Here is a 21,296-nt window from a genome sequence, read left to right as displayed (position 1 = left end):
AGGGCTCCTCAGCGCCTACTTATCAGGCGCTGGAGGGATAACACGCGGCTATTTCTTGCCGCGCGGATCAGTATCATCGCTGGAGCGATGCTGCTGCCACTCCTGCTGGAACTTGCCGCGCAGCGTGCGCAGTTCCTGCTGGAGGTTGCCGCCGGCTTCCTTCAGCGTCTCTTGCGACAGGCGGCTAGCAATGCGCAGCCCCTGGAGCGCTTCCCGGCCGAGCTCGCGGCCGGTCACTTCCAGCTCGCGCCAAGTATCGCGAGCCTCTTTCTCGTGCAGCCCGCTGCTCGGCGGCTGCACCCCCTCGGCTGCGTGCCCTGCACGCAGCCCGCGCAGTTCATCCGCGAGCGCCAGGCACACGTCCTGGCTGCTCGCGTACTGCGCGCGGTAGTGCTTGCAAGCGGCTTCCTCGCGCTGCTTCTCTTGCAGCGCGAGCCGCGCGAGCTCTTCATCGCCGGCACGCATTGCCAGCTCGGCCTGCTCGCCGCGCAGCTGAGCCATCTCCTCTGCGTTCACACTGTGGCTTCGCAGCTCAATAGTTCGCTGCAGCGCCTCCTGATAGCGCTGTTCCAGCTTCTCGATCATGCTGCTCCCCCGATCATAGTGATCAAGCTTACCGGCCGTTTCATGCCATGCTGCTTCTGCCATCTTTCCAATGCGATCCAATATACTCATGTTGTCACACCTCCATTTCTGTTGATTTAAAATTCATTCCGTTTCTTCAATAAATGAATACCATACACCACTAAACATGCTGCGAACGCAATCGCGATGAAGCCCGATAGTTTAATAGTCAGTATCAAGCCGCCCAAGCCGGCGAAAAACCATCCAATTTTCTTCCCATTCTTAATCCCTACATAGCCTAATCCAAGCATAGCTGCCGGGAATAAAAAGCCCATTAAATGAACATGACCACCCAAATGATGCAGACAAATAAGTAAACCTGCCGTGATTAAAACTAGTGCCAACCCTTTTGATCGATCCATACTCATTCTGCTTACCGCCCTTCACGTGTTCTTCATGCTTCTATCGTACCTGAAACAGCTATACGTCAAAACGGACTCGCGACTGTTTTTGTACCTAGACCTAAGTCCAGTACGCTCTAAGACCTCCATCCATATTTTGGTCATTGTCCCGCCGAACCTCGAATGCTAAACTATTTGAAGCCGAGTCCGGTGCACAGACAAAGTGCCGGTACGGGGGACGATTTACATGGGGTGAATATTTGCTCTTCAAAGGAGCAGACTAGGGAGAACCTTCTTCCCGAACCCGTCAACTAACCTCGAAGGCTCATTGAAGGAGGATTACCAATTGCATACAATTACTAAAGGGTTAACTAGCCTTGCTGTGTCTTTAACAGTGTTGGCAGGAGGCTTTCTTTCCCCATTTACGGCGCATGCCGCTGAGATGGATGTGAAAGTGCAAGTCAATGATGACTTGGTTCAATTTCCGGATGCTCAACCATTTCTAGATGACAATCATTCTACCCAAGTACCGATTCGTTTCGTAACGGAGAAGCTTGGTTATGACGTGAAGTGGCAAAGAGAAGGCGATGAGATCAAGGTCACGCTAAATAACGACAAGCATTCGATTACCTTAGTTTCTGGACAAAAGGAAGCTGAGATCGATAGCAACCGTGTCGAGATGGACACACATGCAGAATTCCAAAATGGACGCGTATACGTGCCTCTTCGTTTTCTAAGCAAAGCATCCGATATTCCCGTTCAGTGGGACGCTAGCAGCAAATTAGCTATTCTAAGTAAAGATGGCAATAAGCATGCGCCGGATTATGAATTGTTTCAATCTACTGCCTATTCAGCAGATCCATCTGAGAATGGCGGCTACGGAGCTTTTGATTATTTGGGGAATCCATTAGGTATTGGAACCGTTGCAGTTGATCCGTCGGTGATTCCTCTTGGAAGTAAGCTCTATATAGAAGGTTATAATTTCAATGGCCTACCTGCAGGCGGCATGTATGCTTATGCAACAGACACAGGCGGTGCAATCAAAGGCAAACGTGTTGATATCTTTATCCCAGGATCCAAGAAATCCTTGCAGAAGTTTGGTATCCAAACCATTAAAGTTTACAAACTATCCAATTAAAATGGCTAAATAAGAAAAAGCTTGATTTCTGAGATTTACTTCTCAAGAAATCAGCTTTTTTTATTTAGCGTGGAACAACCAGATAAAATCAGAAAGGCTGCTCTCCCATCCTATAGTGATGAGAAGAACAGCCTGCAGTTACTTAAACTTGATTCTTGGGGATACCATTTAAACTTGGGACGTAATCAGGTGCCTCATTGCTCGATAGCGTTTGAGCTTCTTCCATGAAATTAGCGTTATTTTGCTGATTGTTTTTCTTATCTGCTTTGTTATCTTCGCGGTCATACTTGGGATCGGCGTCATTTTTGGGCATAGCGTTCACCTCCATTGTCTCATAGTTAGTATGAGAAGGTGGCTTGCATTCTATCCTAGTTATCTGGATCCGGTGTTGCTCCTTGTTTAACTAAACTACCCTCGAGGGTTTTTGTTTTTCTTGCCGCTATATGCTCCATTAAGAATGCAACATACGTTTCGTCCCGAACTAGCCAAGCAGCATAATCCCTTTTAACATAACGCTCTGCCTCTTCAAAAGTAGAAAAATATTGGTTGGATTCGACCCCATCCACATCGACTTCCCACCTGCCTCCAGAAGGGAAAATAAAAACTTGTTGTTCGATTCTATTCTCATAAAGTGATCCATAAACAGAATTTTTCGTGTTAAATGTATTTTTGTTCGCATCAGAGCGAATGGGCTCCATCGGAAATGGCTTCGCTACATACCATTGATAGGCTTCTTCTGTCATAGAGCAACCGGAAGCTTTCGCATGGCCCCCTCCTCCATAAAGACCCGCTATTTCCGAGACGTCGATGTGATCGTGAATCGTTCGAAAGCTTATCTTTTTACCGCCCATATTCATGATTGCGATGTAATCCAGATGAGGATTTTCTTTGCCTAGATCGTTTCCAAGTTCAGAATGATAGGATTCCGCATGAACGATACCTACATGATGATCATCTATACGGGAGTGAATGATTTCTCTCTTTTTTCTACGCACATAGCGTTCGATTTTTTCTTCTTCCATATCCAAAATTTTTTCTTCAAAGGGATCGAATGCAAAGTTCTCGCTTTCCTGAATGCGAGCCACCATTTTCTCCTCAAATTCTTCGATAGAAATTAAATAAAAGAGATCGTTTAATCGCTTAGCCTTGATGTATTCATTTTGTTCCCATTCCCATGTATCATACTGACGGACCAATTCGACGAATTCATCTAATCCCCTCATAGGCTTCAACAATCCGTTCTGGATCAGATACTCATAAAATAGAGAAGTTGCAGAAGCGAGTTTCCCATTTTCATACGCGACCTGAATCATTCCCCACGAATATTTGTTTAAATGAAGCGAGGTTTTATGATGATCAATCAGTTTAACTTTTCCACCCGATTTCACAAACTCGTTAAGTCCTTGTTCATTCGTTTCATCCACGGATAAGTCGGTGATAAACAAATAGTTCTTTTTTCTTGATTTTTCTAAAAAGCGTTTTACTTGTAGATTCAACCCTCCAACAGAGTTATATCGAATTTCTACCTTTTCACCAAATGCTAATCGAGCTATTATACCGCAACCTACGCCATCCAGATCATTATGAGTATACAAATGATACAAGGACACACCATCCTGTTAATGTTTCCCATTAAGGTACCCTTGATCATGTCACTTTATTCGGTGTTCCCCTTCAATATTTTGATCGAATGCTCTACCATTTTTTTTATTCGTTCTCGCTGATTTGCTTTTATTTTTGGATTGTTTCCACTCAACGCTTCTCGAATTGGAATAACTTCGGTTTTTTGGCGACCGTTATTAAGGTTTCGATGTACCAAAGTCGGGATATAATGAATCCCGTTTATGCCTACTTTCCCTTCTTCATCTTTTTTGACACTAATATTAAGAATAATACTGCTCTGTGTATAGTCGTTATTCTTTAGTTTAGTAGATATAAAATTACCTAACGAATAAATAACGAATTGTTTCTTTCCTCGAGTGGTTAACGGTTGAAGAACATGCGGGTGCGATCCCAAAATAATATTCGCTCCATGTTTAAACAAAAGTTTGACCAATTGCTTCTGCTGCAAGTTTGGAGAATGACTGTATTCGTTTCCGAAATGCAAATATACGATCACCAGATCTACATTTTTTTTCAATTTATGAATATCCTGAACGATTTTTTTCGTTTGAACCAGATTAATCATGCACGGTTTATTTGTTGGTATAGGAATACCGTTGAGCCCATTTGTATAGGAAAGGATTCCAATTTTTATTCCTTTAATTTCCTTGATGAGATATTCCTTGGACCCTTTTACGGAGTTAAATGTACCGGTATGATGAATCCCATTTTGATCTAAAATCCGCAGCGTTCGAAGCAGACCTTCGGCGCCAAAATCCATACAATGATTATTTGCCGTTATTAGTACATCGAAACCAGCTCTCTTAAGGGCTGGAGCCAGCTCATCCGGACATTTGAATAATGGACCATGCGATTTCAGGGGTGCTCTCCCCTTTTTTCCGGCAAAGGTGGTTTCGAGATTTCCGATCGTCAAATCCGCTCGCTTCAGATACGGAGCTACTTTTTTTAGAAGAGGGTCAAACGAATAAGTTCCGTTAGGCAGTTTGGCATCAGAGATGATGTAACGTTTTACCATAAGATCTCCAACGGCTGCTATTTGAATTTCAGTCAAAAACATCCTCCTCCTCTCATTTTTCTACTACTAAATCTTCCTGTTCGTCGAAAAATTTTTCTTAGCTACTTTTGTAGACCCCACCCAGAAAAAATTCACTTCCTCTGACATATGGAATCCGCTCCTTGTACCTTCTATTCATCCAAGGATAATGTATTCAAAAAAACAAGCTGGAGTGTGAGTTTGAGATCAAAAATATACCAGTCTAAAACGAAGGCATGCAGATAAATGCTCTGCCACTTGGCTGCCATAAGAATTCACGAGATTCTAATGAAACGTTTCTTACTTAACTGTTTGATTCATTTCACATCATGTTCCTATGAAAATATAAAAAGACGGCCCTATGGTTTTGCCACGGGTACCGTCTTTTTTCATCTTTTAAAAGAAATCCGCTAAATACGTTGTCCGCCACGGAATAGCATCTTCCAACCGGCTAACAAGCTCCTCAGAGCCTTGAAGACGCTCGATTCGGGCCATGAATCCCGCTTTCTGATAACCCATGAACAAAGCCGTCAACGTCTGTATGTTACAGCTAAGTAGATGGTCACCAGCAGGTATTTCATCTTCAGATAACTTCGCTACAACGGCCGCCTTCCCATTGTCAGTAAACTGCAACCGATAGACACCTAGGTTCCAATCCGCATGCGTGTCTGAAATATGTAGATATATAGTCTCCGCCTCTTCGCGAGCTTCAAACACATACTCCGTCAGAAAAGCTTCTACATCCACAATTCTCGCCGAGAAATAAGTAATCTTCTCTTGTTTGAACTTTGGATCGTGCAGCAGAAATGGAAGTTGATCATCTACAGGTGCTTTCACTTCGACTTTGGTGATCATCGAATCATGATCTGCGATGAATTTCCATAAGCCGCGTCTTGCTTCCTCGTCAAGAAAAACCAACTCATGGATGGTCGCCACCGAGTCCTTTATCTGGTAAAATACATAGCCCCGCTGTTCCCCTTGAGCGTTCATGTAAACAGCAGCTGTGCCTTTTTTAAACTTAAAATAGTGATTATTCCACCAGTCCGCATCCCGCTCCATCATACCGTTGTATGCTTTTGCAAACTTGGCGTAGATCGGATCCAAAATCTCTCCACTTTTCGCTACACGTAAGATCGAGCTGCCCTCTGCAGCTTGAAACTTGGGAAGCTTATCTACAGGAATTTCATATTTCAAATAATCCACGTAGGTTTCCCAGCCATATTTCCGATAAAATTCAAACTTAAACGGCGCAAGAAAGGAAATGGTCTGCCCCTGTTCTCTCATCGCTTTAAGCGCTTGAACCAGAAGCTGCCCCACCATCCCATTGCGTCGGTACTCAGGCCATGTTGCTACGCCCGCAATACCGCCCATCGCGAAGCTCTTCCCGTTTAACCAAGTCCGAAAGTTAAGTACGGTGAGCTTTGCAGCCATAGCGCCATCAACGAAATAACCCCACACTTGATTAGGATCTGTAGAGCCTATCCGCTCTGCCTTTTCCTCTGCGGTAAGCTCATATTGAAAAGCAAATTCAGATAGAGAAAAGCTCTCTAGTAGCTCCTCTTGTCGTAACGTTCGAATTTCATTCATCTCAAATCACCTCATTTTGAATAGATCAGCTTTAACGTAATGGCAATCGTGTCATAATTATTCGGATTAATGGTGTAATATAACCCGCCAGTATCGTTATGATGCTGACTGGTCTATCACACTAACCAAAGCAATAGTAATGAGTACTCACTCGCATTGACATTTCAAGTATTAAAGTATTAAATGGCCTACCATCAATGAATTCTAAACGGAAGTTCAGCGATAGGTAGGCCATCTTTATTTTATGGGATACAGAATTACACGTTCGTCTCTTACGAACCCCTTACCTCCGGCAGGTAAGTAAATCAAACAATCAGCGTCTTTAATAGAAACCATAATACTGGACTTATCAATACCTGATGGCTTAACCTTCAGACTCCCGTTATTGTCCACATGAGTCGTTCCTCTAACATAACGCGGGTAAGCGGAGCCTTTATCATAATCTACGTCCAACTGAGCCGTGATCGCTTCTGGATAAGGCGAGTGACACCCTGTCATCGCTTTAATCAGCGGTTTGGCAAACAGCTCAAACCCAACGAATGAGGCGCCTGGATTACCGGACAAAGCTAACAGCAACCGATTGTTCCATAGGGCTGCACTTGTTGGAGTGCCTGGCCGCATGGCTACTTTGTTGAACAACAGCTTGCCCTCAAATCGTTCAAAGACATCAACAAGAACGTCGTAATCACCAACGGAAACACCGCCGGATGTAAGGACCAAGTCTACTTTAGGGAAAGTATCCTGCAGCGCCGCTTCTACCTCTGCCACATCATCCGAAAGCGCCTGCATAATAACCGCCGATCCCCCAGCAGCCTCCACCTGCGCTCCCAGCATGTAGCTGTTACTGTTGCGAATTCGTCCAGGCTGCAGCGCTTCTGCCACATTCAACAACTCAGAGCCTGTTGAGAAAATGGCGACCCTTGGCTGCCGATAAACGGATACATCCGAGTAGCCGAAAGTGGCTAATATTGCCGCTTCACCAGGCCCAATCTGTGTTCCTCGCTCAAGCAATATATCCCCTAAACCGATTTCACCGGCTATTGGGGTTATATTGCTTGCTGCGGTTATGCTTTTTTTGATACTGACCTGGTAGGAGCTCGTCCCCTTATCTTGCAGGGAATCCGTCATCTCCAGCATAACGACAGTATCCGCACCATCAGGAACTGGGGCTCCCGTCATAATACGAGCAGCCATACCAGATTGGATGGTATGCTGAGGAACCGTTCCGCTAGGAATTCGCTCTATAACACGCAATACAACAGGAGCTTCTGGTGTGGCTTGTTCAATATCCTTTGAACATACGGCATAGCCATCAACACCAGATCTGCGAAAATGAGGCACCGGATGATCGGCAACTATATCCACGGCCAGCCGTCTACCGAAAGCGGAAGATAGCGGAACTGACTCTATGGGGGTGTGTTTAACGTATTCGAAAAGCATGCTTCGGGCTTCCTCAACGGAAATCACTTTGCGCCCAAACTTAAGCTTAGTATCGCTGCTCACTAGCGTCTGTTCCTCCTTAGGTCAACCGCCAATTTGCGACATCCGGCGAAGTGTTGGTGTATGGGATTGCTCTTCATTCATAAGTGCCTGGGCCATCTCGTGATTTTGTGGTTTGATATCCAAAGCGCGGAAGAACAAATCTTCCATCGCAGCGTCATCTCCAATATATTTTCGCACATTAAATTCATCTGACCAATATAGACATGGTTTCACATTGCCATCTGCTGTTATTCGCAGACGATTACAGGTCTCACAGAAATGATCGCTAATCGGGTGTATGAGCCCAAATGAGCCTAACGCTCCGTCAATTCGAAAGTTCTGTGAAGGACCATTTCCATAAACCGCGTCCGAGGCAGAAGCATTCCACCCCTTCGCTTTACAGCGATCTAAAACCGTGGTCAGGGATAAATAGCGGCTTTTCCAATTCTCGTCTTGGTGACCGATTGGCATGTATTCAATAAATCGAACCTGTATAGGACGGTCAATCGTCATTTGCAAAAAGTCTTCAATTTCGTCATCGTTAATGCCTTTCATCAAGACCACATTGAGCTTAATCGGGGTGATGCCCACACGGTAAGCTTCTTCAATGCTAGCGAGAACACGATGAATATCGCCGCCTCTGGTTATCAAAGAGAACCGATCCGCTCTCAAAGAATCCAAGCTTATATTAACACGGGTTAACCCAGCAGCACGAAGCTTTTCAGCTCTCGAAGCAAAGTATATCCCATTCGTAGTCAAAGCAATATCTTCAATTCCGGGAATTTGAGAAAGCATACCGATCAATTGCTCCAAGTTTTTGCGCACAAGGGGCTCTCCGCCGGTTAATCTCAACTTACGAACACCAAGCCCTGCAAGCACACGGACGACTTCAGTAATTTCCTCGAAAGTTAACAACTTTTCATCCGGTTCAAATTCCATTCCGTCTTCTGGCATGCAGTATACACAGCGCAGATTACAACGATCTGTAACAGAAATGCGCAAGTAATCATGCATCCGTCCGAATCGATCCATAAGCAGCTTCGACATAGGAGTTCACCTTCTCTCTACGTACATTATGGCATAATTTATAACAAAATCCTAGATTCCCAAGCCAGAACTATCTAAAAAAACAATTTCTATGGTAGATTAGCTAACATTTGTTCATATTCTTCTGGAGTATTCACATTAGTTACGAAATGGGTAGAGATATTTTGCCGTTCAAAAAAATCATTCTCTACTGGTCTCCAGTCGATATGATCCAATAGTCCCATTAAACGATACTGCTCTTGCCCCAATAACACCTCGGCTTCGGAACCAACCAATCTTGAATATATCCCATGGAGAGGATGAACACGACCATCCAACACAGGGATAACGGCATCCAAATTAGCTTCTTGGCATAAAATGGCCATTTCCTTTGCCGCTTCGGCAGAAATAAAAGGCATATCACAGCCCACTATCCACAGATGCTGCTCGGATGCGACTATGGAGGCGGCATGAATGCCGCTTAAGGGCCCTCTCTGTACATAATGGTCAGTGATACATTGTACGTCTATATCGGGAACCGAAGACAAGTGAGGCAGCAAAACCTCAGGTTCATTGGTTACGACAATGACTTGCTTACAGATGCTCGACATTTCCTTCAACTGCCTAAGAAGTAAGGGCTGCCCTTGCACGGGGAGAAGCGCCTTTAACCTTCCTCCCATACGGCGATTGAGGCCCCCGGCAAGAATAACACCTGTGATCATGCTCCAAGCTCCGCCAACCTTCTTAGGAAGGATTGTTTCCAACTTGCCGATAACGCTTCTATTGCTGCAATGCGCTGAGCAGCCTCTATATTCGTTTTTTCGTGATACTTGATTTGGTTGGCATAGGCGACAGTTACACCCGCTTCATCTTTAGCGATAAGTCTCACTTGTGAATTCTTAGAGATTACACCTTCTTTAAGGACCCTAAAATAGTAGCCAGTATAGCCGGTTTCCTGGACTTGGAAGGCCGCGTCCACCCAATCCAAACGTTTCGCTAGTTTATGACAAGGTTGACGAGGCTGCGAAACCTGTACGATTACGTCGCCAATGGCGTATGTGTCGCCAATGCAGACCTCATCCTCGAGCAGATCGCGTACCGTCAGATTCTCACCGAACGTGCCTGCTTCCATCTTCTGACCTAGCACTTGCTCCCAGTGTGCATAATGCTCCTCTGGATACACACATAGCGCTTTATCAGCTCCTCCATGCAGCGTCAAATCCGCTTGCCCATCTCCATCCAACTGTATCTTCGATACATGCAAAGATGAGCTGACCGGATATTTATAAATACCCGTGACCAGCTCTTTCCCTTGATACATGATTGTTTGTGGTAAACCAACGTTCACTGATACGATTTCCAACGCAATGTCCCTCATTTCCTATCAAGTTTTTTAGTATTAACTATACCAAAAACCTCCTGGAAAGTCAGTTGCCAACTTACGTGAGTACAAGTCAATCACGCTTTGGATCTATCTACCCATGCATCGTTATCGTAGCCTCTTACTTCCCAATAGCCCATATGCTCCTTCTCAATGAGCTCGATCCCTTGGAGCCATTTGACGGATTTGTAGGCATACATTTGCGGAACGATTAGTCGGACTGGTCCGCCTAATTTTTGTGGAATGGGCTTACCATCCATGAGCACAGCCACCATAATATCATCCCCGTTTGCCTGGCTTAGGGACAATACATCTGTATATACCTTATCTCCTGAATAAAATTTCACATATTTCCCTTTGGCTTGAACACCAGCAGCAGCTAATAATTGCTTAAGCGGGATGCCCTCCCATGTACATTTGTAAACAGACCAGCCGGTCACACAATGGAAATCACTAACCTGCACAGTCCGCTTCAACTTCAAGAACTCTTCCCAGTTCCATGCACTAGGGTTATCTACCAAACCGGATATCGCGAATTTCCACGTATCCGAGGAAAAAGCAGGAATTTCTGTAACCGTGTATATACGGAAATTCCCTTGCGCTCCTCCGCCCACGACAGCGGCGGAGTCCGGCAGTGGCGCCGGCGGCGGAAGCATCCGGTTGCCGTCGGTTGCGATATATTCGGCGGTCGCGGCGCCCCCGGTATCGAATGCGCCTTTTATCCAGCGATAAAAGGCGGGACCGATCGCGATCACGAGCAGCAGTCCTGCGGCTATCCGCAGGAACGATGCGCGTGTGATCGGCGACTCCTTCAGCGCGGCGATGACCGCCTGCGCTGCTGTGCGCCTTGCCGTGGCGTCCTCTGTCGCCACGGGGGCCTGGTTCGGCGCCGCTGCTATAGCGCTAGCGGCTGGGGTCTGGACCGCCTGCTCAGCGGGCGGTCTTGCCGTTGCAGCGGCTTGATCAAGCCGCTGCTGGCGCTTGAGCCATCTGCTGCGCGAGATGGCGTGGTACACGGCATACGGCACTCCGACCCAGGTGAGCAGGTCATGCACGAAGAGTGCCGAGTTGTTCAAAGCTGGCGGCAGATTGCGGAACTGCCACAAAATCACCCCTGATCCGGCCCAGCCGATCAGGAGCGCAAGGACGAACACCAGATTCGCGCGTTGATTGCGGCGCGCGCGAATCTGGTGCCAATGTTTACGAATCATCGGCGCGTAAAGCGCGATAAGCAGAATCGATGCAACACCCAAGTAAATGTGAAGCTGCTTGATCGTTACACGGAAGCTTCCCAGATCTCCTCTAATCGCGCCTATACTCAGCACGATGCCTGTCACAGTAAGCAGCAGCAAAATCCAAGCATTCCAGCTATGAATAGCATTCAATCGCTTCCCAAAAGATTGCTTCAGCCATCCTCTTTTTGAATCCATACCTTCACCGCCTTCATTCATTTACGATCTTTACGTTATTCTTATCATATCGTATAAATATTAAAAAAGGCTTACAAATCCGCTAATATTTCGAGTAGCTCTCAACCTAAGAAACCCCCAAACTCCACTTACATCGTGGGGGTGGGGGCTAATTTATACATATTAGACTACTTCACTAAATAAGTAGCAACCAATTCCTTCGGCACATAAGTCATATCATTCAAAATGGTCGGTGCAATCATGAGCATATCATCCATCATACCTACCTTAATTGTCTTACTATCAATTTGAATCACGAACGTGTTCCCATCTCCATCATGTTTTCTTTCAACGTCTTGTCTTCCATCATCATCTTCATTAAAGTAACCGAGCGGGCTTCCCCATTCCATGTCACCTTAAATCCTAATGATTTAGCAATTTGGCGCAGATGAACGCGTTCCGTCCCCTCCTTCATCAGCATTTCAATACGCTATAGTTAAACTTCTTAGCACTCATTTCCTCTGCACTTGCCAACCCTGGAAGTGCTAGGTACAAGCTGTCAGTGAAACAACCATCGCTTTTTTCCATGTTTTCATCGTTTCATTCCTCCTAAGATTTAGTCACGTCTTTCTATTCCTTAAATTAATTTGCCAAACTTAAGAAAAACTATTGTAACTATTACGAAATACTTACACAAGAGACTAACAAAAAAAGCCAAGCAACCTTACAGGCCAGGCTTCCACATCATTAAAATTAGCGAAATTAGAGGCAATATTGTACCTATTGTCCCGTATATATCCCATTTCCTCGATACCCGCCGATATGCTGCCGTTTGCTCCCCTAATTGCAGTGATTCTTCACTATAGCGGATCATTCTTCTTAATCTCTAGCTGCCACTTCCAGCCTCATCCCCCACTAATAAATCGGCAACGTAAACCAGAATCGGCTGCCGCGCCCTTTATCGCCTGTATAGCTATCAACACCAATCGTTCCTCCATGCAGGTGAACAATCGATTTGGCAATCGCAAGTCCGAGACCTGCGCCTCCGCTTGCACGAGTTCTTGATGGATCCGCACGATAGAATCGATCGAAGATCTTACTGCTATCCTCTTCATCGATCCCTTGACCATGATCCTGTATATAAAGCTGTACATACTGCTCTGAGATCTGCTCAACTTTAATTTCAATGGTCCCACCGACAGGTGAGTGCCGTATAGCATTATCCAAAATGTTAGAAAGGACTCGCTTCATTTCCTGGGGCATAATCGCCACTGGTGGCAATCGATCAGGCAAGTCTACGTCGACTTGCAGCTGTTTTTCCTCCAACTGAAAAGCCAAACTTTGCAAGCCGTCTACCAGCAAATGATCGACATGATACCGTTCAGGAGCAAATTCAGTACCTCCAGCATCCAACTGCGACAGCTTAAATAATTCTTGAATCAGTCCGTCTAATCGTCCTGTTTCGAGCCGGATGGTTTGTAGATATCGTGCAAACGTTTCTTTATCTTGAATGACATCATCCTGCAAAGCTTCTACGAATGCTTGAATGGAGGCCATTGGTGTCCTCAAATCATGTGAAACATTCGCTACGAGTTCTTTACGAGATGCCTCAGCTGTTCGCAATTTCTGAAAGCTTTCATTCAACTTGCCCGTCATTCGATTGAATTGATCTGCCAGTCTTTGGAATTCAGCAGGTCCAATCTGAGGCACTTTTCCCTCAAAATGCCCTTCCGAAATATGCGTCGTTTCCTCCGTAATCGCATGAATGGCTTTCTCAAGGGGGCGCGTCATGAAGTAATGGATGAGCATCGATACACTCGCTGCGCCAAGCGTTACCGTCGTCAACAGGACGACGTCTTTCCAGTTCAATAACATATATCGATAGCATATAAACAAGGTGAGCAAAATCATACTCGTACTCACTCCACTTGCGATGAGCAAATAAATACGAAGCTTCATGATGGCTCCCTACCCTCAAATTTATAGCCAATACCCCATACGGTCTTAATGTATCGAGGCTGAGAGGGATTGGGCTCAATCTTCTCTCTCAGCCTGCGAATGTGGACAGTGACCGTTGTTGTATCGCCATAATAATCAATATCCCACACTTTACTTAACAGCTGATTGCGTGAAAATACTTGCTCCGGATGCCCTGCAAACAGGTGCAGAAGTTCAAATTCCTTGACGGTCAGCTCGATTTCTTTCCCGTTGACCCGAACACTCCGGTGCAGAACATTGAGCTCTAGCCCCGGAAACTTCATGATATGCGCAGGTGACACAGCGCCTGCACTTTTAGCCGTTTCCGCTTGGCCGCGCTGCTGCCTCCGCAAAATCGCTTTCACTCGCAGCACCAGCTCTCGCGGCGAGAATGGCTTCGTCAAGTAGTCGTCTGCGCCCATCGTTAAGCCCATGAGGCGATCCATTTCATCGCCTAGAGCCGTCAACATGATGATGGGCACGTCCTGCTCGTTGCGAATTTCTTCGCACACTTGCCAGCCGTTTTTGCCCGGCATCATGAGGTCAAGAACAATCAGCTGCGGGTTATGCAGCCGCCATAAGCGAATGGCTTCGTCGCCACTCACCGCCGAGATAACCTGGTAACCCTCCCGCTGCAAATAGACGGTGCACACATCAATAATATTCGTTTCATCATCCACCACGAGAACCAGTGAACCCATACGGCATACCTCCTCAAGCATTATTTCTATTATACCGCAGAGCCATGAAATGAAGCTTACGTATGTATTACAAAAGTATAAAAGCTCCCTCGATTGCGGGGAGCTTCATTCCTTTAGGTTTGCAAAGCAGCCTCGATAATAGGCTCCTCTTTTTTGTGATTAAGACTTCGAATATATCGCGACTGAGCAATACCGGCTAGCAGAATGATCACAGCTAAGACGGCGAACATCATCTTCCCGCCATAGTGACTGAATAGCAAGCCTCCTAGAATAGGCCCAATCGCGCGCGATAGCTGCCAATTCATACCGAACACAGAGAAATACCAACCTCTATGCTCCTCAGGCGCAATAACGGAGATCACCTTCTGAATATGAGGACCGTTTAACATTTCACCAATGGTAAATAAAAATTCAACAAAAAGTAGTATCGCAAAGATAGGTACAAATCCATAACCAACTGACACAATGGCAAACAACAGATAGGATGCAGCAACTACCATATAAGCGGAAATGTGCTCAGTACGCTTAGCAATCCATAATTGCAGCGCTATAACGATACAACCGTTGAAGGTAATGATCGTAGCAAAAACTGTCTTGTAATTCTCAAATTGCTGCTGTAAATGCAGCGGAAACGTAGACTCAACTTGTGCATATAACAGAGATACCGGCATGGCTAAAAGTGTTATCCAAAGGAGCGGCTTATGATCCCGCCATCTGATTTCCGGCTTTGTCTTAGATAATTCCTGCTCCGCAGCGCTCTTTACAGGCATTGTCTCTGGAACCTTCCAGACGACCAACCCTGCGTATGCAAGAAGAGCTATTGAACAAGTTAGGAAAATAATTGTCGGATTCCAGGTGAAAAGAAGCAGCCCAAGGAGCGGTCCGAATGCTGAACCCATATTTAAGGCCGTATGCAGCAAAGCAAACACTTCAGCGCGCTTCTCCTGCGGGACAACATCCGTAATCTGTGCATTAGCAGCAGGTCCAAACATAGCATGACCAATGCCGTTAATGATCGAAATGACAGCAAATTCCCAAACGTGACTGGCAAATATATAACCGCCAATGGCGAAAGCTTGGATAATTAGCGCAGCCAGAATCATCGGCTTCCGTCCATAACGATCGCTCAAGCTGCCTGCATACAAATTCACGAAAATTCCGCATAACGGCTGTAATCCGACAACCAACATAGATAAGAAAATAGAACCATCCAACTTGTCATACAAATAAAAAACCAAATAGGGTCTCATCATAAATCCAGCTAATGAAGTTAGAATCGTCCCAACGACTCGAACCCATATCGCCGTATCATACTTGCTAATCAGTGAAAACAAAGGAATCCTGTGCATACAACCTCCTAGATTTTATTGGTCTTCTCAGTTTAGTGGTATTTGGACAAAAGAAAAAGGTGAAATCTCGTTATAACGGATTTCACCTTTTATGAATAATTAGCTATATAGTTATCCGCCAATACGAATTTTGCGGTATGTATCAATAAATGAGAGGACATCTACTCTTTTCCCCCTCTTTTTCGCGACTCTGGCCATTTTCACGAGTGTTGTCCAGAATTCATCTAGAACAGGAGATTCGAATTCATTTTCTTTGGGTGCTTGTGTAAGGTTATGTTTATTTTTATAGGTCGTACCCTCATCAGAAATGAGATACTGAATTTGACTTTTTTTCCATTGCTCCCCGGTTACATAACTTACTCCAATTTCACGCATTTTTTTGCGTACAGAAGTTACTGGACGAGATAATTCTCTGGCAATTACAACTGGAGGACACTCAGAGGAAAGGCGAATCAACTTGTCCAATTCCTGTGTGGACCAAGGCTTTTTAGTCATATGAATAACCCCGCTTCAATAAAATGAATGTTTCGTTCTGCCTGTTAATGGTTACTAACAAAAGGTATAATAAGAGAATACCAACGAAATGTTAAAGAAGTATGAGTTAACCATAATGAAAGTATGAAGACATAACATTTTCGATAATTTTCCCTATTTTATGCCCATAGATCTATGATCGGGTAACAAATTAGGACTTTACGCGTGGTAAATTTATCTAATGGAGAGTGAAGAACTATGAAACATCATATTAACGGAGCCGAACAGTTCGTCGAAGAAAAAGGGCATGGAGCACCTGTTATTTTATTGCACGGCTTTCCATTGGATCATCGCATGTGGCAATCGCAGATAGACGAGTTGTCAGCGAACTATCGTGTCATTACACCTGATTTACGCGGCATGGGGCAATCTGATGTGCCCGTATCTAATATTTCCATAAACCAATATGCCGATGACATTATAACTTTAATGGATAAAATGGGCATAGAAAAAGCCGCACTCGGCGGCTTCTCCATGGGTGGTTATGTGGCATTTGCACTTCTACGCAAAGCTCCAAAACGGTTCACAGGTCTTATATTAGCCAATACTCGTCCTGAAGCAGATGGACAAGAGGCTCGTAAGAATCGTTTAAACATGGCAGTCTCTCTCTATGAAAAAGGGTCCGTAGTGGCAAGAGACGCTATGCTGCCTAAACTTATTACAGAACCTTCAAAGGAAGCGCATCCTAAGCTCGTCGATACCTTGAGCATGGTAATGGAATCGATGCCTGCAGAGGGACTTGTCCATGCTTGTCTTGCGATGGCATTCCGCGAAAATTCTGTAGACTTGCTTAGCTCTATCTCGGTGCCAACGCTCGTCATTGCCGGTGAGCAAGACCCGATAGCGCCTCCGGATGTCATGAAGAAAATGGCCGACCAAATTACAGGCGCCAGCTATCATGTCATACCATCTGCCTCACATTTGACGCCGATGGAAAAGCCGGAAGCTTTCAATGCGCTGCTGATTGATTTTCTGAAGGGCATTAAAGCCTAACCAACTGGTCCATGACCATCACTGCTGCACCAATCGCTAAAGCTTCCTCACCAAGCTGCCCTTTGCTGAAAACAACCTGATAGGCGGGGTAGTAGTACGTTTTCCGAATCGCTACCTGTGTAGCGGTTTGGAAAAATAACTCTCCTCCCGCAATTAACGGCCCCCCTAAGATTACCTTCTCGGGGTGTAAAATATTGAGTAAGTTAGCTAGTCCAATACCAAAATAGGTAGCAGCTTCCGTGATGATCTCCACAACTAGGGGATCATTTTTTTTGAGCGCCTCCATAACATGCAGATACGTGACATGCTCGGGGTCATCAACCAAATGGGACAAAACCGTGGATCGACCCTGCTTTATTGCTGATCGAGCCGCTTTCTCGATGGCATATAAAGAAGCATATGACTCCAATGCTCCGTAATTGCCTGACGTATTCCGATGGGGAACACCATCCGTTTGAATAATCATTTGACCCACAGAGCCTTCCATATCGACGGCACCATAAATAACCTTTCCTTCTGACACCATGGAGGAACGTAAACCAATTCCAGCATGAATATAGAGCAGATGCTTAAAGCTCTGCGTACGTTGATGCCATGATTCAGCTAGGATGGCCGTGTTAGCGCCATTATCCAGCAATGCGGGAATACCTAATTCTCCCGTTAACTGCCTGCAGATCTCAACATTTCTCCATCCTTTTGCTGGAAAATAAGACGGCTCTAAAATGGTTCCTGACAAGCGATCCACAGGACCAACCGCACCAATCCCTATTCCCAGCACCGATGAAGGATTTATGTTGTGTGTGGATAACATCCTCTGTACTTCGGCCACGATTAGACGAATCAACACATCCGGCGTCATCTCAGCCGTCATCGTCCAACTCCGTGTATCCAATTTCTTCATTCCCAGATCGACAAGGACAAGCTTGGATAACGTTCTGGATATTTCCAAACCAAATACATAAGCATAGGCCGGGTTCTTTTCATACAGAATCGGCCTACGCCCTCCTGTTGAAGCACCGAAACCAGATTCAAGGATAAGTCCTTGAACCGTCAGTTCCTCCAAAAGCCGCGTCAACGTAGATACCGTCATCCCGCTTTGCTCTAACAACTCCGTTTTGGAAACCGTTGTTTGACGACAAATTCGCTCATAGATTTCTTTCGCCTTACGATTCGGAATTCGTTCCGTTATGACATCTACATTCAAAGAAACAGCCCCCAATGATAATCTTTCTCATATATTTCGCCATTGGAAAGCCAAAATCCTTCCTTGTCTTCCCTTATTCCTTTGATCCAATCATGAGGGTATAGCCCATATAGGGATGATATTTATTGACAAGCTCATCGTATTTTGCAGTAATTTGCCAAATCCGCGGATCCATAAATGACTGCTTATCAGACAAGTGAACAGGATCTGGATGTTGAACTTGATCTTCGAACATTGTAAGCGGGAAAGGATGTATTCCTGAGAAGTCCACGGGGCTAAACCTGCCCTTTTCTAACAGCTCCCGCCATTCATCCATACTATATATTTTACTTACCCCATAGAAGCTGCATAGCGCCCGTTGAACTCCCGGTGACATCTGTTTGATTCGGATGACTTCTCGATCATAGAGCTTGCCTTCGGATTTTAACACCCTATAATACTCGGATACTGCTTTCTGAGCATCAGCAAAATTCGTCACTGACTCCACCATCACGACATCAAAAGTATGATCTTCAAAGGGTAACTGGCATACATCCCCAACCATGAATTTCACCTGTACCCCCTGCTTTTCAGCTCTTATGATCGCTTTCGCAATCATTTCCGGACGAATGTCGACCGCTGTTACTTCGCATCCTTGCTCGGCCAGGAAACATGCCGTTCTTCCAGTTCCGCAGCCAACCTCTAGCACGCGCTTCCCTTTCTCAATGGGATACTTTTTCAATTGCTCAATCGTTTCTCCAAAGCCCCCGGGATGCGCATTGCCCACTCCTAATTTAGCTAACATATCTAAGTATTCGATAGCACTTACACCTCCACAATGGCATACAATTCTCTTTTCTACCATATGGAGGGCTGCCGCCTCTTGTTCAGATTCTTGAGCCATTTTTGGAAAAAAAGGCGCTCGCCTAAAGCGCATGTTTTCAACTTCTTTAGGCTATTCTTCCTCTGCTCTTGTTCTCGTATTATTCATTTTACTCGAACTATCACTTTTTTTTCGAAATTCTCATTTTTTTCGCAGCAGCTAGAATTCATCCAGTTTTTTTGTTTTTCAGCAATAGTCTTGTCTAACGAAGCCGTTTTCATTTTGATATTTAGGCAAGCAAGCAAAATAGAAAAAGCTCATGAAATCTAATGATTTCATAAGCTTTTTCCGTTCATTATACCGGCAAGAGGACTCGAACCTCCACCCTTTCGGACTCGATTTTGAGTCGAGCGCGTCTGCCATTCCGCCATGCCGGCATATGAAGTTGTAAAGATAATGGTGCCGAAGACCAGACTTGAACTGGTACGGTAGTCACCTACCGCAGGATTTTAAGTCCTGTGCGTCTGCCGATTCCGCCACTCCGGCTAATAAATGTGGAGGCGCCACCCAGATTCGAACTGGGGGTAAAGCTTTTGCAGAGCTCTGCCTTACCACTTGGCTATGGCGCCTTAGTAATAATGGAGCGGAAGACGGGGATCGAACCCGCGACCCTCGCCTTGGCAAGGCGATGCTCTACCGCTGAGCCACTTCCGCATATAAAACTGGGGATCAAGGATTTGAACCTTGGCATGACGGAGTCAAAGTCCGTTGCCTTACCGCTTGGCTAATCCCCATTATGTTACTTGGGTAATAATGGGCGGACGACGGGACTTGAACCCGCGAATGCTGGATCCACAAACCAGTGCGTTAACCCCTTCGCCACGACCGCCACAATATTAAGTTTCTTACTTTTTTGGCAGGGGCAGCAGGAATTGAACCCACACCAAAGGTTTTGGAGACCTTTGTTCTACCCTTAAACTATGCCCCTAGAAAAAGTAAATGGAGGCTGATGGATTCGAACCACCGAACTCGAAGAGAGCAGATTTACAGTCTGCCGTGTTTAGCCACTTCACTAAGCCTCCACAAAGCAATGGTGCCGTCGAGAGGACTTGAACCCCCAACCTACTGATTACAAGTCAGTTGCTCTACCAGTTGAGCTACAACGGCTTATTTAATTAAGAAATGGTGGCTTTGGACGGAATCGAACCGCCGACACGAGGATTTTCAGTCCTCTGCTCTACCGACTGAGCTACAAAGCCTTACTTAATTTTCAAAAAAATGGCGGAGCTGACGGGATTCGAACCCGCGGTCTCCTGCGTGACAGGCAGGCATGTTAGGCCACTACACCACAGCTCCATGCTAAGTACAATATCTTCTATAAGAAGATTGGTTGCGGGGGCAGGATTTGAACCTGCGGCCTTCGGGTTATGAGCCCGACGAGCTACCGGGCTGCTCCACCCCGCGTCATTAAGCATATCTGATGAATCCCAGTAAAGCAAGTCTTGCTTAAGGAATCATGGTGGAGGCTGACGGGATCGAACCGCCGACCCTCTGCTTGTAAGGCAGATGCTCTCCCAGCTGAGCTAAGCCTCCATGGGATAGAACTAGATAATTGGTGGTGACCCGTAGGGGACTCGAACCCCTGTTACCTCCGTGAAAGGGAGGTGTCTTAACCACTTGACCAACGGGCCTTGCTAGAAAGATAGTGGCGGAGAGAGAGGGATTCGAACCCTCGAGACGCTTGTGACGCCTACACGATTTCCAATCGTGCTCCTTCGGCCAGCTCGGACACCTCTCCATATGGCTCCCCGAACAGGACTCGAACCTGTGACAACTCGATTAACAGTCGAGTGCTCTACCAACTGAGCTATCAGGGAATAGAAACAATGTTTACTTCAAGGATTTATTCCTTGAAAACTAGATACGAAACTTACGTAAAGTATTACTTAGGTTTCAAGCAGAGAGACTTTAATCTACGATTAAAGATCCCTATATTAGGTTAAGCCCTCGACCGATTAGTATTCGTCAGCTGCATGCATTGCTGCACTTCCACCTCGAACCTATCAACCTCGTCGTCTACAAGGGGTCTTAC

At 45.6% G+C, this 21,296-nt stretch carries 20 protein-coding genes, 16 tRNA genes, 1 rRNA gene, 1 pseudogene and 1 riboswitch; of the genes and pseudogenes, 2 read left to right on the top strand and 36 right to left on the bottom strand.

All coding sequences use genetic code 11. The annotated features are described in order from the left end of the window. Positions 1 to 48 precede the first annotated feature (48 nt). Positions 49 to 675: a PspA/IM30 family protein gene (locus AC58U0_RS30010; RefSeq protein WP_497382487.1), complete on the bottom strand. Its 627-nt coding sequence runs from the start codon at positions 673 to 675 to the stop codon at positions 49 to 51. A gap of 26 nt (positions 676 to 701) precedes the next feature. After that, positions 702 to 992: a hypothetical protein gene (locus tag AC58U0_RS30005; RefSeq protein ID WP_057307712.1), complete on the bottom strand. Its 291-nt coding sequence runs from the start codon at positions 990 to 992 to the stop codon at positions 702 to 704. 162 nt (positions 993 to 1,154) lie between these two features. Next, positions 1,155 to 1,307, top strand: a riboswitch (cyclic di-AMP (ydaO/yuaA leader). 4 nt (positions 1,308 to 1,311) lie between these two features. On the opposite strand from AC58U0_RS30005, the gene AC58U0_RS30000 reads away from it, so the two are divergent. Next, positions 1,312 to 2,103 (top strand): stalk domain-containing protein, encoded by a 792-nt coding sequence (locus AC58U0_RS30000; RefSeq protein WP_497382486.1) that lies wholly within the window; start codon positions 1,312 to 1,314, stop codon positions 2,101 to 2,103. A gap of 142 nt (positions 2,104 to 2,245) precedes the next feature. On the opposite strand, the gene AC58U0_RS29995 is transcribed toward AC58U0_RS30000, so the two are convergent. The 15 genes and pseudogenes from AC58U0_RS29995 to AC58U0_RS29925 all read right to left on the bottom strand — a co-directional run bounded on the left by AC58U0_RS29995 (position 2,246) and on the right by AC58U0_RS29925 (position 16,166). Continuing rightward, positions 2,246 to 2,416: a hypothetical protein gene (locus AC58U0_RS29995; protein WP_164484175.1), complete on the bottom strand. Its 171-nt coding sequence runs from the start codon at positions 2,414 to 2,416 to the stop codon at positions 2,246 to 2,248. 55 nt (positions 2,417 to 2,471) lie between these two features. Continuing rightward, positions 2,472 to 3,707 carry a DHH family phosphoesterase gene (locus tag AC58U0_RS29990; protein WP_497382485.1) on the bottom strand — a complete coding sequence of 412 codons (1,236 nt, stop codon included), beginning with the start codon at positions 3,705 to 3,707 and terminating at the stop codon, positions 2,472 to 2,474. Positions 3,708 to 3,760: 53 nt separating this feature from the next. Beyond that, complete coding sequence (locus AC58U0_RS29985) at positions 3,761 to 4,777, bottom strand: CapA family protein (RefSeq protein ID WP_497382484.1); 1,017 nt, start codon at positions 4,775 to 4,777, stop codon at positions 3,761 to 3,763. A 378-nt stretch (positions 4,778 to 5,155) separates the two neighbouring features. Beyond that, positions 5,156 to 6,346 carry a GNAT family N-acetyltransferase gene (locus tag AC58U0_RS29980; protein ID WP_497382483.1) on the bottom strand — a complete coding sequence of 397 codons (1,191 nt, stop codon included), beginning with the start codon at positions 6,344 to 6,346 and terminating at the stop codon, positions 5,156 to 5,158. 237 nt (positions 6,347 to 6,583) lie between these two features. Then, positions 6,584 to 7,849, bottom strand: a complete 1,266-nt coding sequence (locus AC58U0_RS29975) for a molybdopterin molybdotransferase MoeA (protein WP_497382482.1) — start codon at positions 7,847 to 7,849, stop codon at positions 6,584 to 6,586. A gap of 21 nt (positions 7,850 to 7,870) precedes the next feature. After that, positions 7,871 to 8,875 (bottom strand): GTP 3',8-cyclase MoaA, encoded by a 1,005-nt coding sequence (moaA, locus tag AC58U0_RS29970; RefSeq protein ID WP_497382481.1) that lies wholly within the window; start codon positions 8,873 to 8,875, stop codon positions 7,871 to 7,873. An 89-nt stretch (positions 8,876 to 8,964) separates the two neighbouring features. Then, positions 8,965 to 9,576 (bottom strand): molybdenum cofactor guanylyltransferase, encoded by a 612-nt coding sequence (gene mobA / locus AC58U0_RS29965; protein WP_497382480.1) that lies wholly within the window; start codon positions 9,574 to 9,576, stop codon positions 8,965 to 8,967. Next, positions 9,573 to 10,232 (bottom strand): MOSC domain-containing protein, encoded by a 660-nt coding sequence (locus tag AC58U0_RS29960; protein WP_497382479.1) that lies wholly within the window; start codon positions 10,230 to 10,232, stop codon positions 9,573 to 9,575. Before AC58U0_RS29960 ends, mobA begins: the two co-directional genes overlap by 4 nt. A gap of 80 nt (positions 10,233 to 10,312) precedes the next feature. Continuing rightward, the gene (locus AC58U0_RS29955) at positions 10,313 to 11,665 is read right to left on the bottom strand and encodes a molybdopterin-dependent oxidoreductase (protein WP_497382478.1); all 1,353 of its coding nucleotides are present in this window, start codon (positions 11,663 to 11,665) and stop codon (positions 10,313 to 10,315) included. 167 nt (positions 11,666 to 11,832) lie between these two features. Further along, positions 11,833 to 12,054 carry a hypothetical protein gene (locus AC58U0_RS29950; protein WP_497382539.1) on the bottom strand — a complete coding sequence of 74 codons (222 nt, stop codon included), beginning with the start codon at positions 12,052 to 12,054 and terminating at the stop codon, positions 11,833 to 11,835. 11 nt (positions 12,055 to 12,065) lie between these two features. After that, a pseudogene (locus tag AC58U0_RS29945) lies at positions 12,066 to 12,119 on the bottom strand (hypothetical protein); the annotation flags it as partial. A gap of 440 nt (positions 12,120 to 12,559) precedes the next feature. After that, positions 12,560 to 13,603 carry a HAMP domain-containing sensor histidine kinase gene (locus AC58U0_RS29940; RefSeq protein WP_497382477.1) on the bottom strand — a complete coding sequence of 348 codons (1,044 nt, stop codon included), beginning with the start codon at positions 13,601 to 13,603 and terminating at the stop codon, positions 12,560 to 12,562. Continuing rightward, positions 13,600 to 14,322 carry a response regulator transcription factor gene (locus tag AC58U0_RS29935; RefSeq protein ID WP_497382476.1) on the bottom strand — a complete coding sequence of 241 codons (723 nt, stop codon included), beginning with the start codon at positions 14,320 to 14,322 and terminating at the stop codon, positions 13,600 to 13,602. Before AC58U0_RS29935 ends, AC58U0_RS29940 begins: the two co-directional genes overlap by 4 nt. A 113-nt stretch (positions 14,323 to 14,435) precedes the next feature. Further along, entirely contained in the window at positions 14,436 to 15,671 is a 1,236-nt protein-coding gene (locus AC58U0_RS29930; RefSeq protein ID WP_497382475.1) for an MDR family MFS transporter, read from the bottom strand. 111 nt (positions 15,672 to 15,782) lie between these two features. Further along, positions 15,783 to 16,166, bottom strand: a complete 384-nt coding sequence (locus AC58U0_RS29925) for a hypothetical protein (RefSeq protein ID WP_057307726.1) — start codon at positions 16,164 to 16,166, stop codon at positions 15,783 to 15,785. Between the two features lie 237 nt (positions 16,167 to 16,403). On the opposite strand from AC58U0_RS29925, the gene AC58U0_RS29920 reads away from it, so the two are divergent. Then, on the top strand, positions 16,404 to 17,198 hold the full coding sequence (locus AC58U0_RS29920) for an alpha/beta fold hydrolase (RefSeq protein WP_497382474.1): 795 nt from the start codon (positions 16,404 to 16,406) through the stop codon (positions 17,196 to 17,198). Here AC58U0_RS29920 and AC58U0_RS29915 read toward each other — a convergent pair. The 19 genes from AC58U0_RS29915 to AC58U0_RS29825 form a co-directional block, all read right to left on the bottom strand. Beyond that, positions 17,188 to 18,402 carry an ROK family protein gene (locus AC58U0_RS29915; protein WP_497382473.1) on the bottom strand — a complete coding sequence of 405 codons (1,215 nt, stop codon included), beginning with the start codon at positions 18,400 to 18,402 and terminating at the stop codon, positions 17,188 to 17,190. The two genes, AC58U0_RS29920 and AC58U0_RS29915, sit on opposite strands and share 11 nt — an antisense overlap. Positions 18,403 to 18,475: 73 nt before the next feature. After that, positions 18,476 to 19,318, bottom strand: a complete 843-nt coding sequence (locus AC58U0_RS29910; protein WP_497382472.1) for a class I SAM-dependent methyltransferase — start codon at positions 19,316 to 19,318, stop codon at positions 18,476 to 18,478. 244 nt (positions 19,319 to 19,562) lie between these two features. After that, positions 19,563 to 19,641, bottom strand: a tRNA-Leu gene (locus AC58U0_RS29905). A 20-nt stretch (positions 19,642 to 19,661) separates the two neighbouring features. Further along, positions 19,662 to 19,750: transfer RNA gene (locus AC58U0_RS29900), tRNA-Leu, on the bottom strand. A gap of 9 nt (positions 19,751 to 19,759) precedes the next feature. After that, positions 19,760 to 19,833, bottom strand: a tRNA-Cys gene (locus tag AC58U0_RS29895). 10 nt (positions 19,834 to 19,843) lie between these two features. Continuing rightward, positions 19,844 to 19,918 (bottom strand) — tRNA-Gly (locus AC58U0_RS29890). Positions 19,919 to 19,926: 8 nt separating this feature from the next. Next, positions 19,927 to 19,998, bottom strand: a tRNA-Gln gene (locus AC58U0_RS29885). 22 nt (positions 19,999 to 20,020) lie between these two features. Next, positions 20,021 to 20,093: transfer RNA gene (locus AC58U0_RS29880), tRNA-His, on the bottom strand. Positions 20,094 to 20,118: 25 nt separating this feature from the next. Further along, positions 20,119 to 20,192: transfer RNA gene (locus AC58U0_RS29875), tRNA-Trp, on the bottom strand. A gap of 12 nt (positions 20,193 to 20,204) precedes the next feature. Further along, a tRNA-Tyr gene (locus AC58U0_RS29870) sits at positions 20,205 to 20,286 on the bottom strand. A gap of 9 nt (positions 20,287 to 20,295) precedes the next feature. Then, positions 20,296 to 20,371: transfer RNA gene (locus tag AC58U0_RS29865), tRNA-Thr, on the bottom strand. A gap of 16 nt (positions 20,372 to 20,387) precedes the next feature. Continuing rightward, a tRNA-Phe gene (locus AC58U0_RS29860) sits at positions 20,388 to 20,463 on the bottom strand. Between the two features lie 20 nt (positions 20,464 to 20,483). Continuing rightward, positions 20,484 to 20,560, bottom strand: a tRNA-Asp gene (locus AC58U0_RS29855). A 31-nt stretch (positions 20,561 to 20,591) separates the two neighbouring features. After that, positions 20,592 to 20,668, bottom strand: a tRNA-Met gene (locus tag AC58U0_RS29850). A gap of 53 nt (positions 20,669 to 20,721) precedes the next feature. Next, a tRNA-Val gene (locus AC58U0_RS29845) sits at positions 20,722 to 20,797 on the bottom strand. Positions 20,798 to 20,820: 23 nt separating this feature from the next. Beyond that, positions 20,821 to 20,895: transfer RNA gene (locus AC58U0_RS29840), tRNA-Glu, on the bottom strand. 15 nt (positions 20,896 to 20,910) lie between these two features. Continuing rightward, positions 20,911 to 21,002, bottom strand: a tRNA-Ser gene (locus tag AC58U0_RS29835). Between the two features lie 3 nt (positions 21,003 to 21,005). After that, positions 21,006 to 21,081 (bottom strand) — tRNA-Asn (locus tag AC58U0_RS29830). A 118-nt stretch (positions 21,082 to 21,199) separates the two neighbouring features. After that, positions 21,200 to 21,296 (bottom strand): 23S ribosomal RNA (locus tag AC58U0_RS29825); the annotation flags it as partial.

It is taken from the genome of Paenibacillus sp. J31P190 (assembly GCF_059692075.1).
The sequence above is the reverse complement of the archived record's forward strand: the minus strand, read 5'-3'. Positions and strand labels throughout refer to the sequence as shown.

Bases quoted from the DNA above. Each gene is read 5' to 3' on its own strand.
- AC58U0_RS30010 (WP_497382487.1), bottom strand. From the start codon at position 675: ATGAGTATATTGGATCGCATTGGAAAGATGGCAGAAGCAGCATGGCAT.
- AC58U0_RS30005 (WP_057307712.1), bottom strand. From the start codon at position 992: ATGAGTATGGATCGATCAAAAGGGTTGGCACTAGTTTTAATCACGGCA.
- AC58U0_RS29995 (WP_164484175.1), bottom strand. From the start codon at position 2,416: ATGCCCAAAAATGACGCCGATCCCAAGTATGACCGCGAAGATAACAAA.
- AC58U0_RS29980 (WP_497382483.1), bottom strand. From the start codon at position 6,346: ATGAATGAAATTCGAACGTTACGACAAGAGGAGCTACTAGAGAGCTTT.
- moaA (WP_497382481.1), bottom strand. From the start codon at position 8,875: ATGTCGAAGCTGCTTATGGATCGATTCGGACGGATGCATGATTACTTG.
- mobA (WP_497382480.1), bottom strand. From the start codon at position 9,576: ATGATCACAGGTGTTATTCTTGCCGGGGGCCTCAATCGCCGTATGGGA.
- AC58U0_RS29960 (WP_497382479.1), bottom strand. From the start codon at position 10,232: ATGAGGGACATTGCGTTGGAAATCGTATCAGTGAACGTTGGTTTACCA.
- AC58U0_RS29955 (WP_497382478.1), bottom strand. From the start codon at position 11,665: ATGGATTCAAAAAGAGGATGGCTGAAGCAATCTTTTGGGAAGCGATTG.
- AC58U0_RS29950 (WP_497382539.1), bottom strand. From the start codon at position 12,054: ATGGAATGGGGAAGCCCGCTCGGTTACTTTAATGAAGATGATGATGGA.
- AC58U0_RS29940 (WP_497382477.1), bottom strand. From the start codon at position 13,603: ATGAAGCTTCGTATTTATTTGCTCATCGCAAGTGGAGTGAGTACGAGT.
- AC58U0_RS29935 (WP_497382476.1), bottom strand. From the start codon at position 14,322: ATGGGTTCACTGGTTCTCGTGGTGGATGATGAAACGAATATTATTGAT.
- AC58U0_RS29930 (WP_497382475.1), bottom strand. From the start codon at position 15,671: ATGCACAGGATTCCTTTGTTTTCACTGATTAGCAAGTATGATACGGCG.
- AC58U0_RS29925 (WP_057307726.1), bottom strand. From the start codon at position 16,166: ATGACTAAAAAGCCTTGGTCCACACAGGAATTGGACAAGTTGATTCGC.
- AC58U0_RS29920 (WP_497382474.1), top strand. From the start codon at position 16,404: ATGAAACATCATATTAACGGAGCCGAACAGTTCGTCGAAGAAAAAGGG.
- AC58U0_RS29910 (WP_497382472.1), bottom strand. From the start codon at position 19,318: ATGCGCTTTAGGCGAGCGCCTTTTTTTCCAAAAATGGCTCAAGAATCT.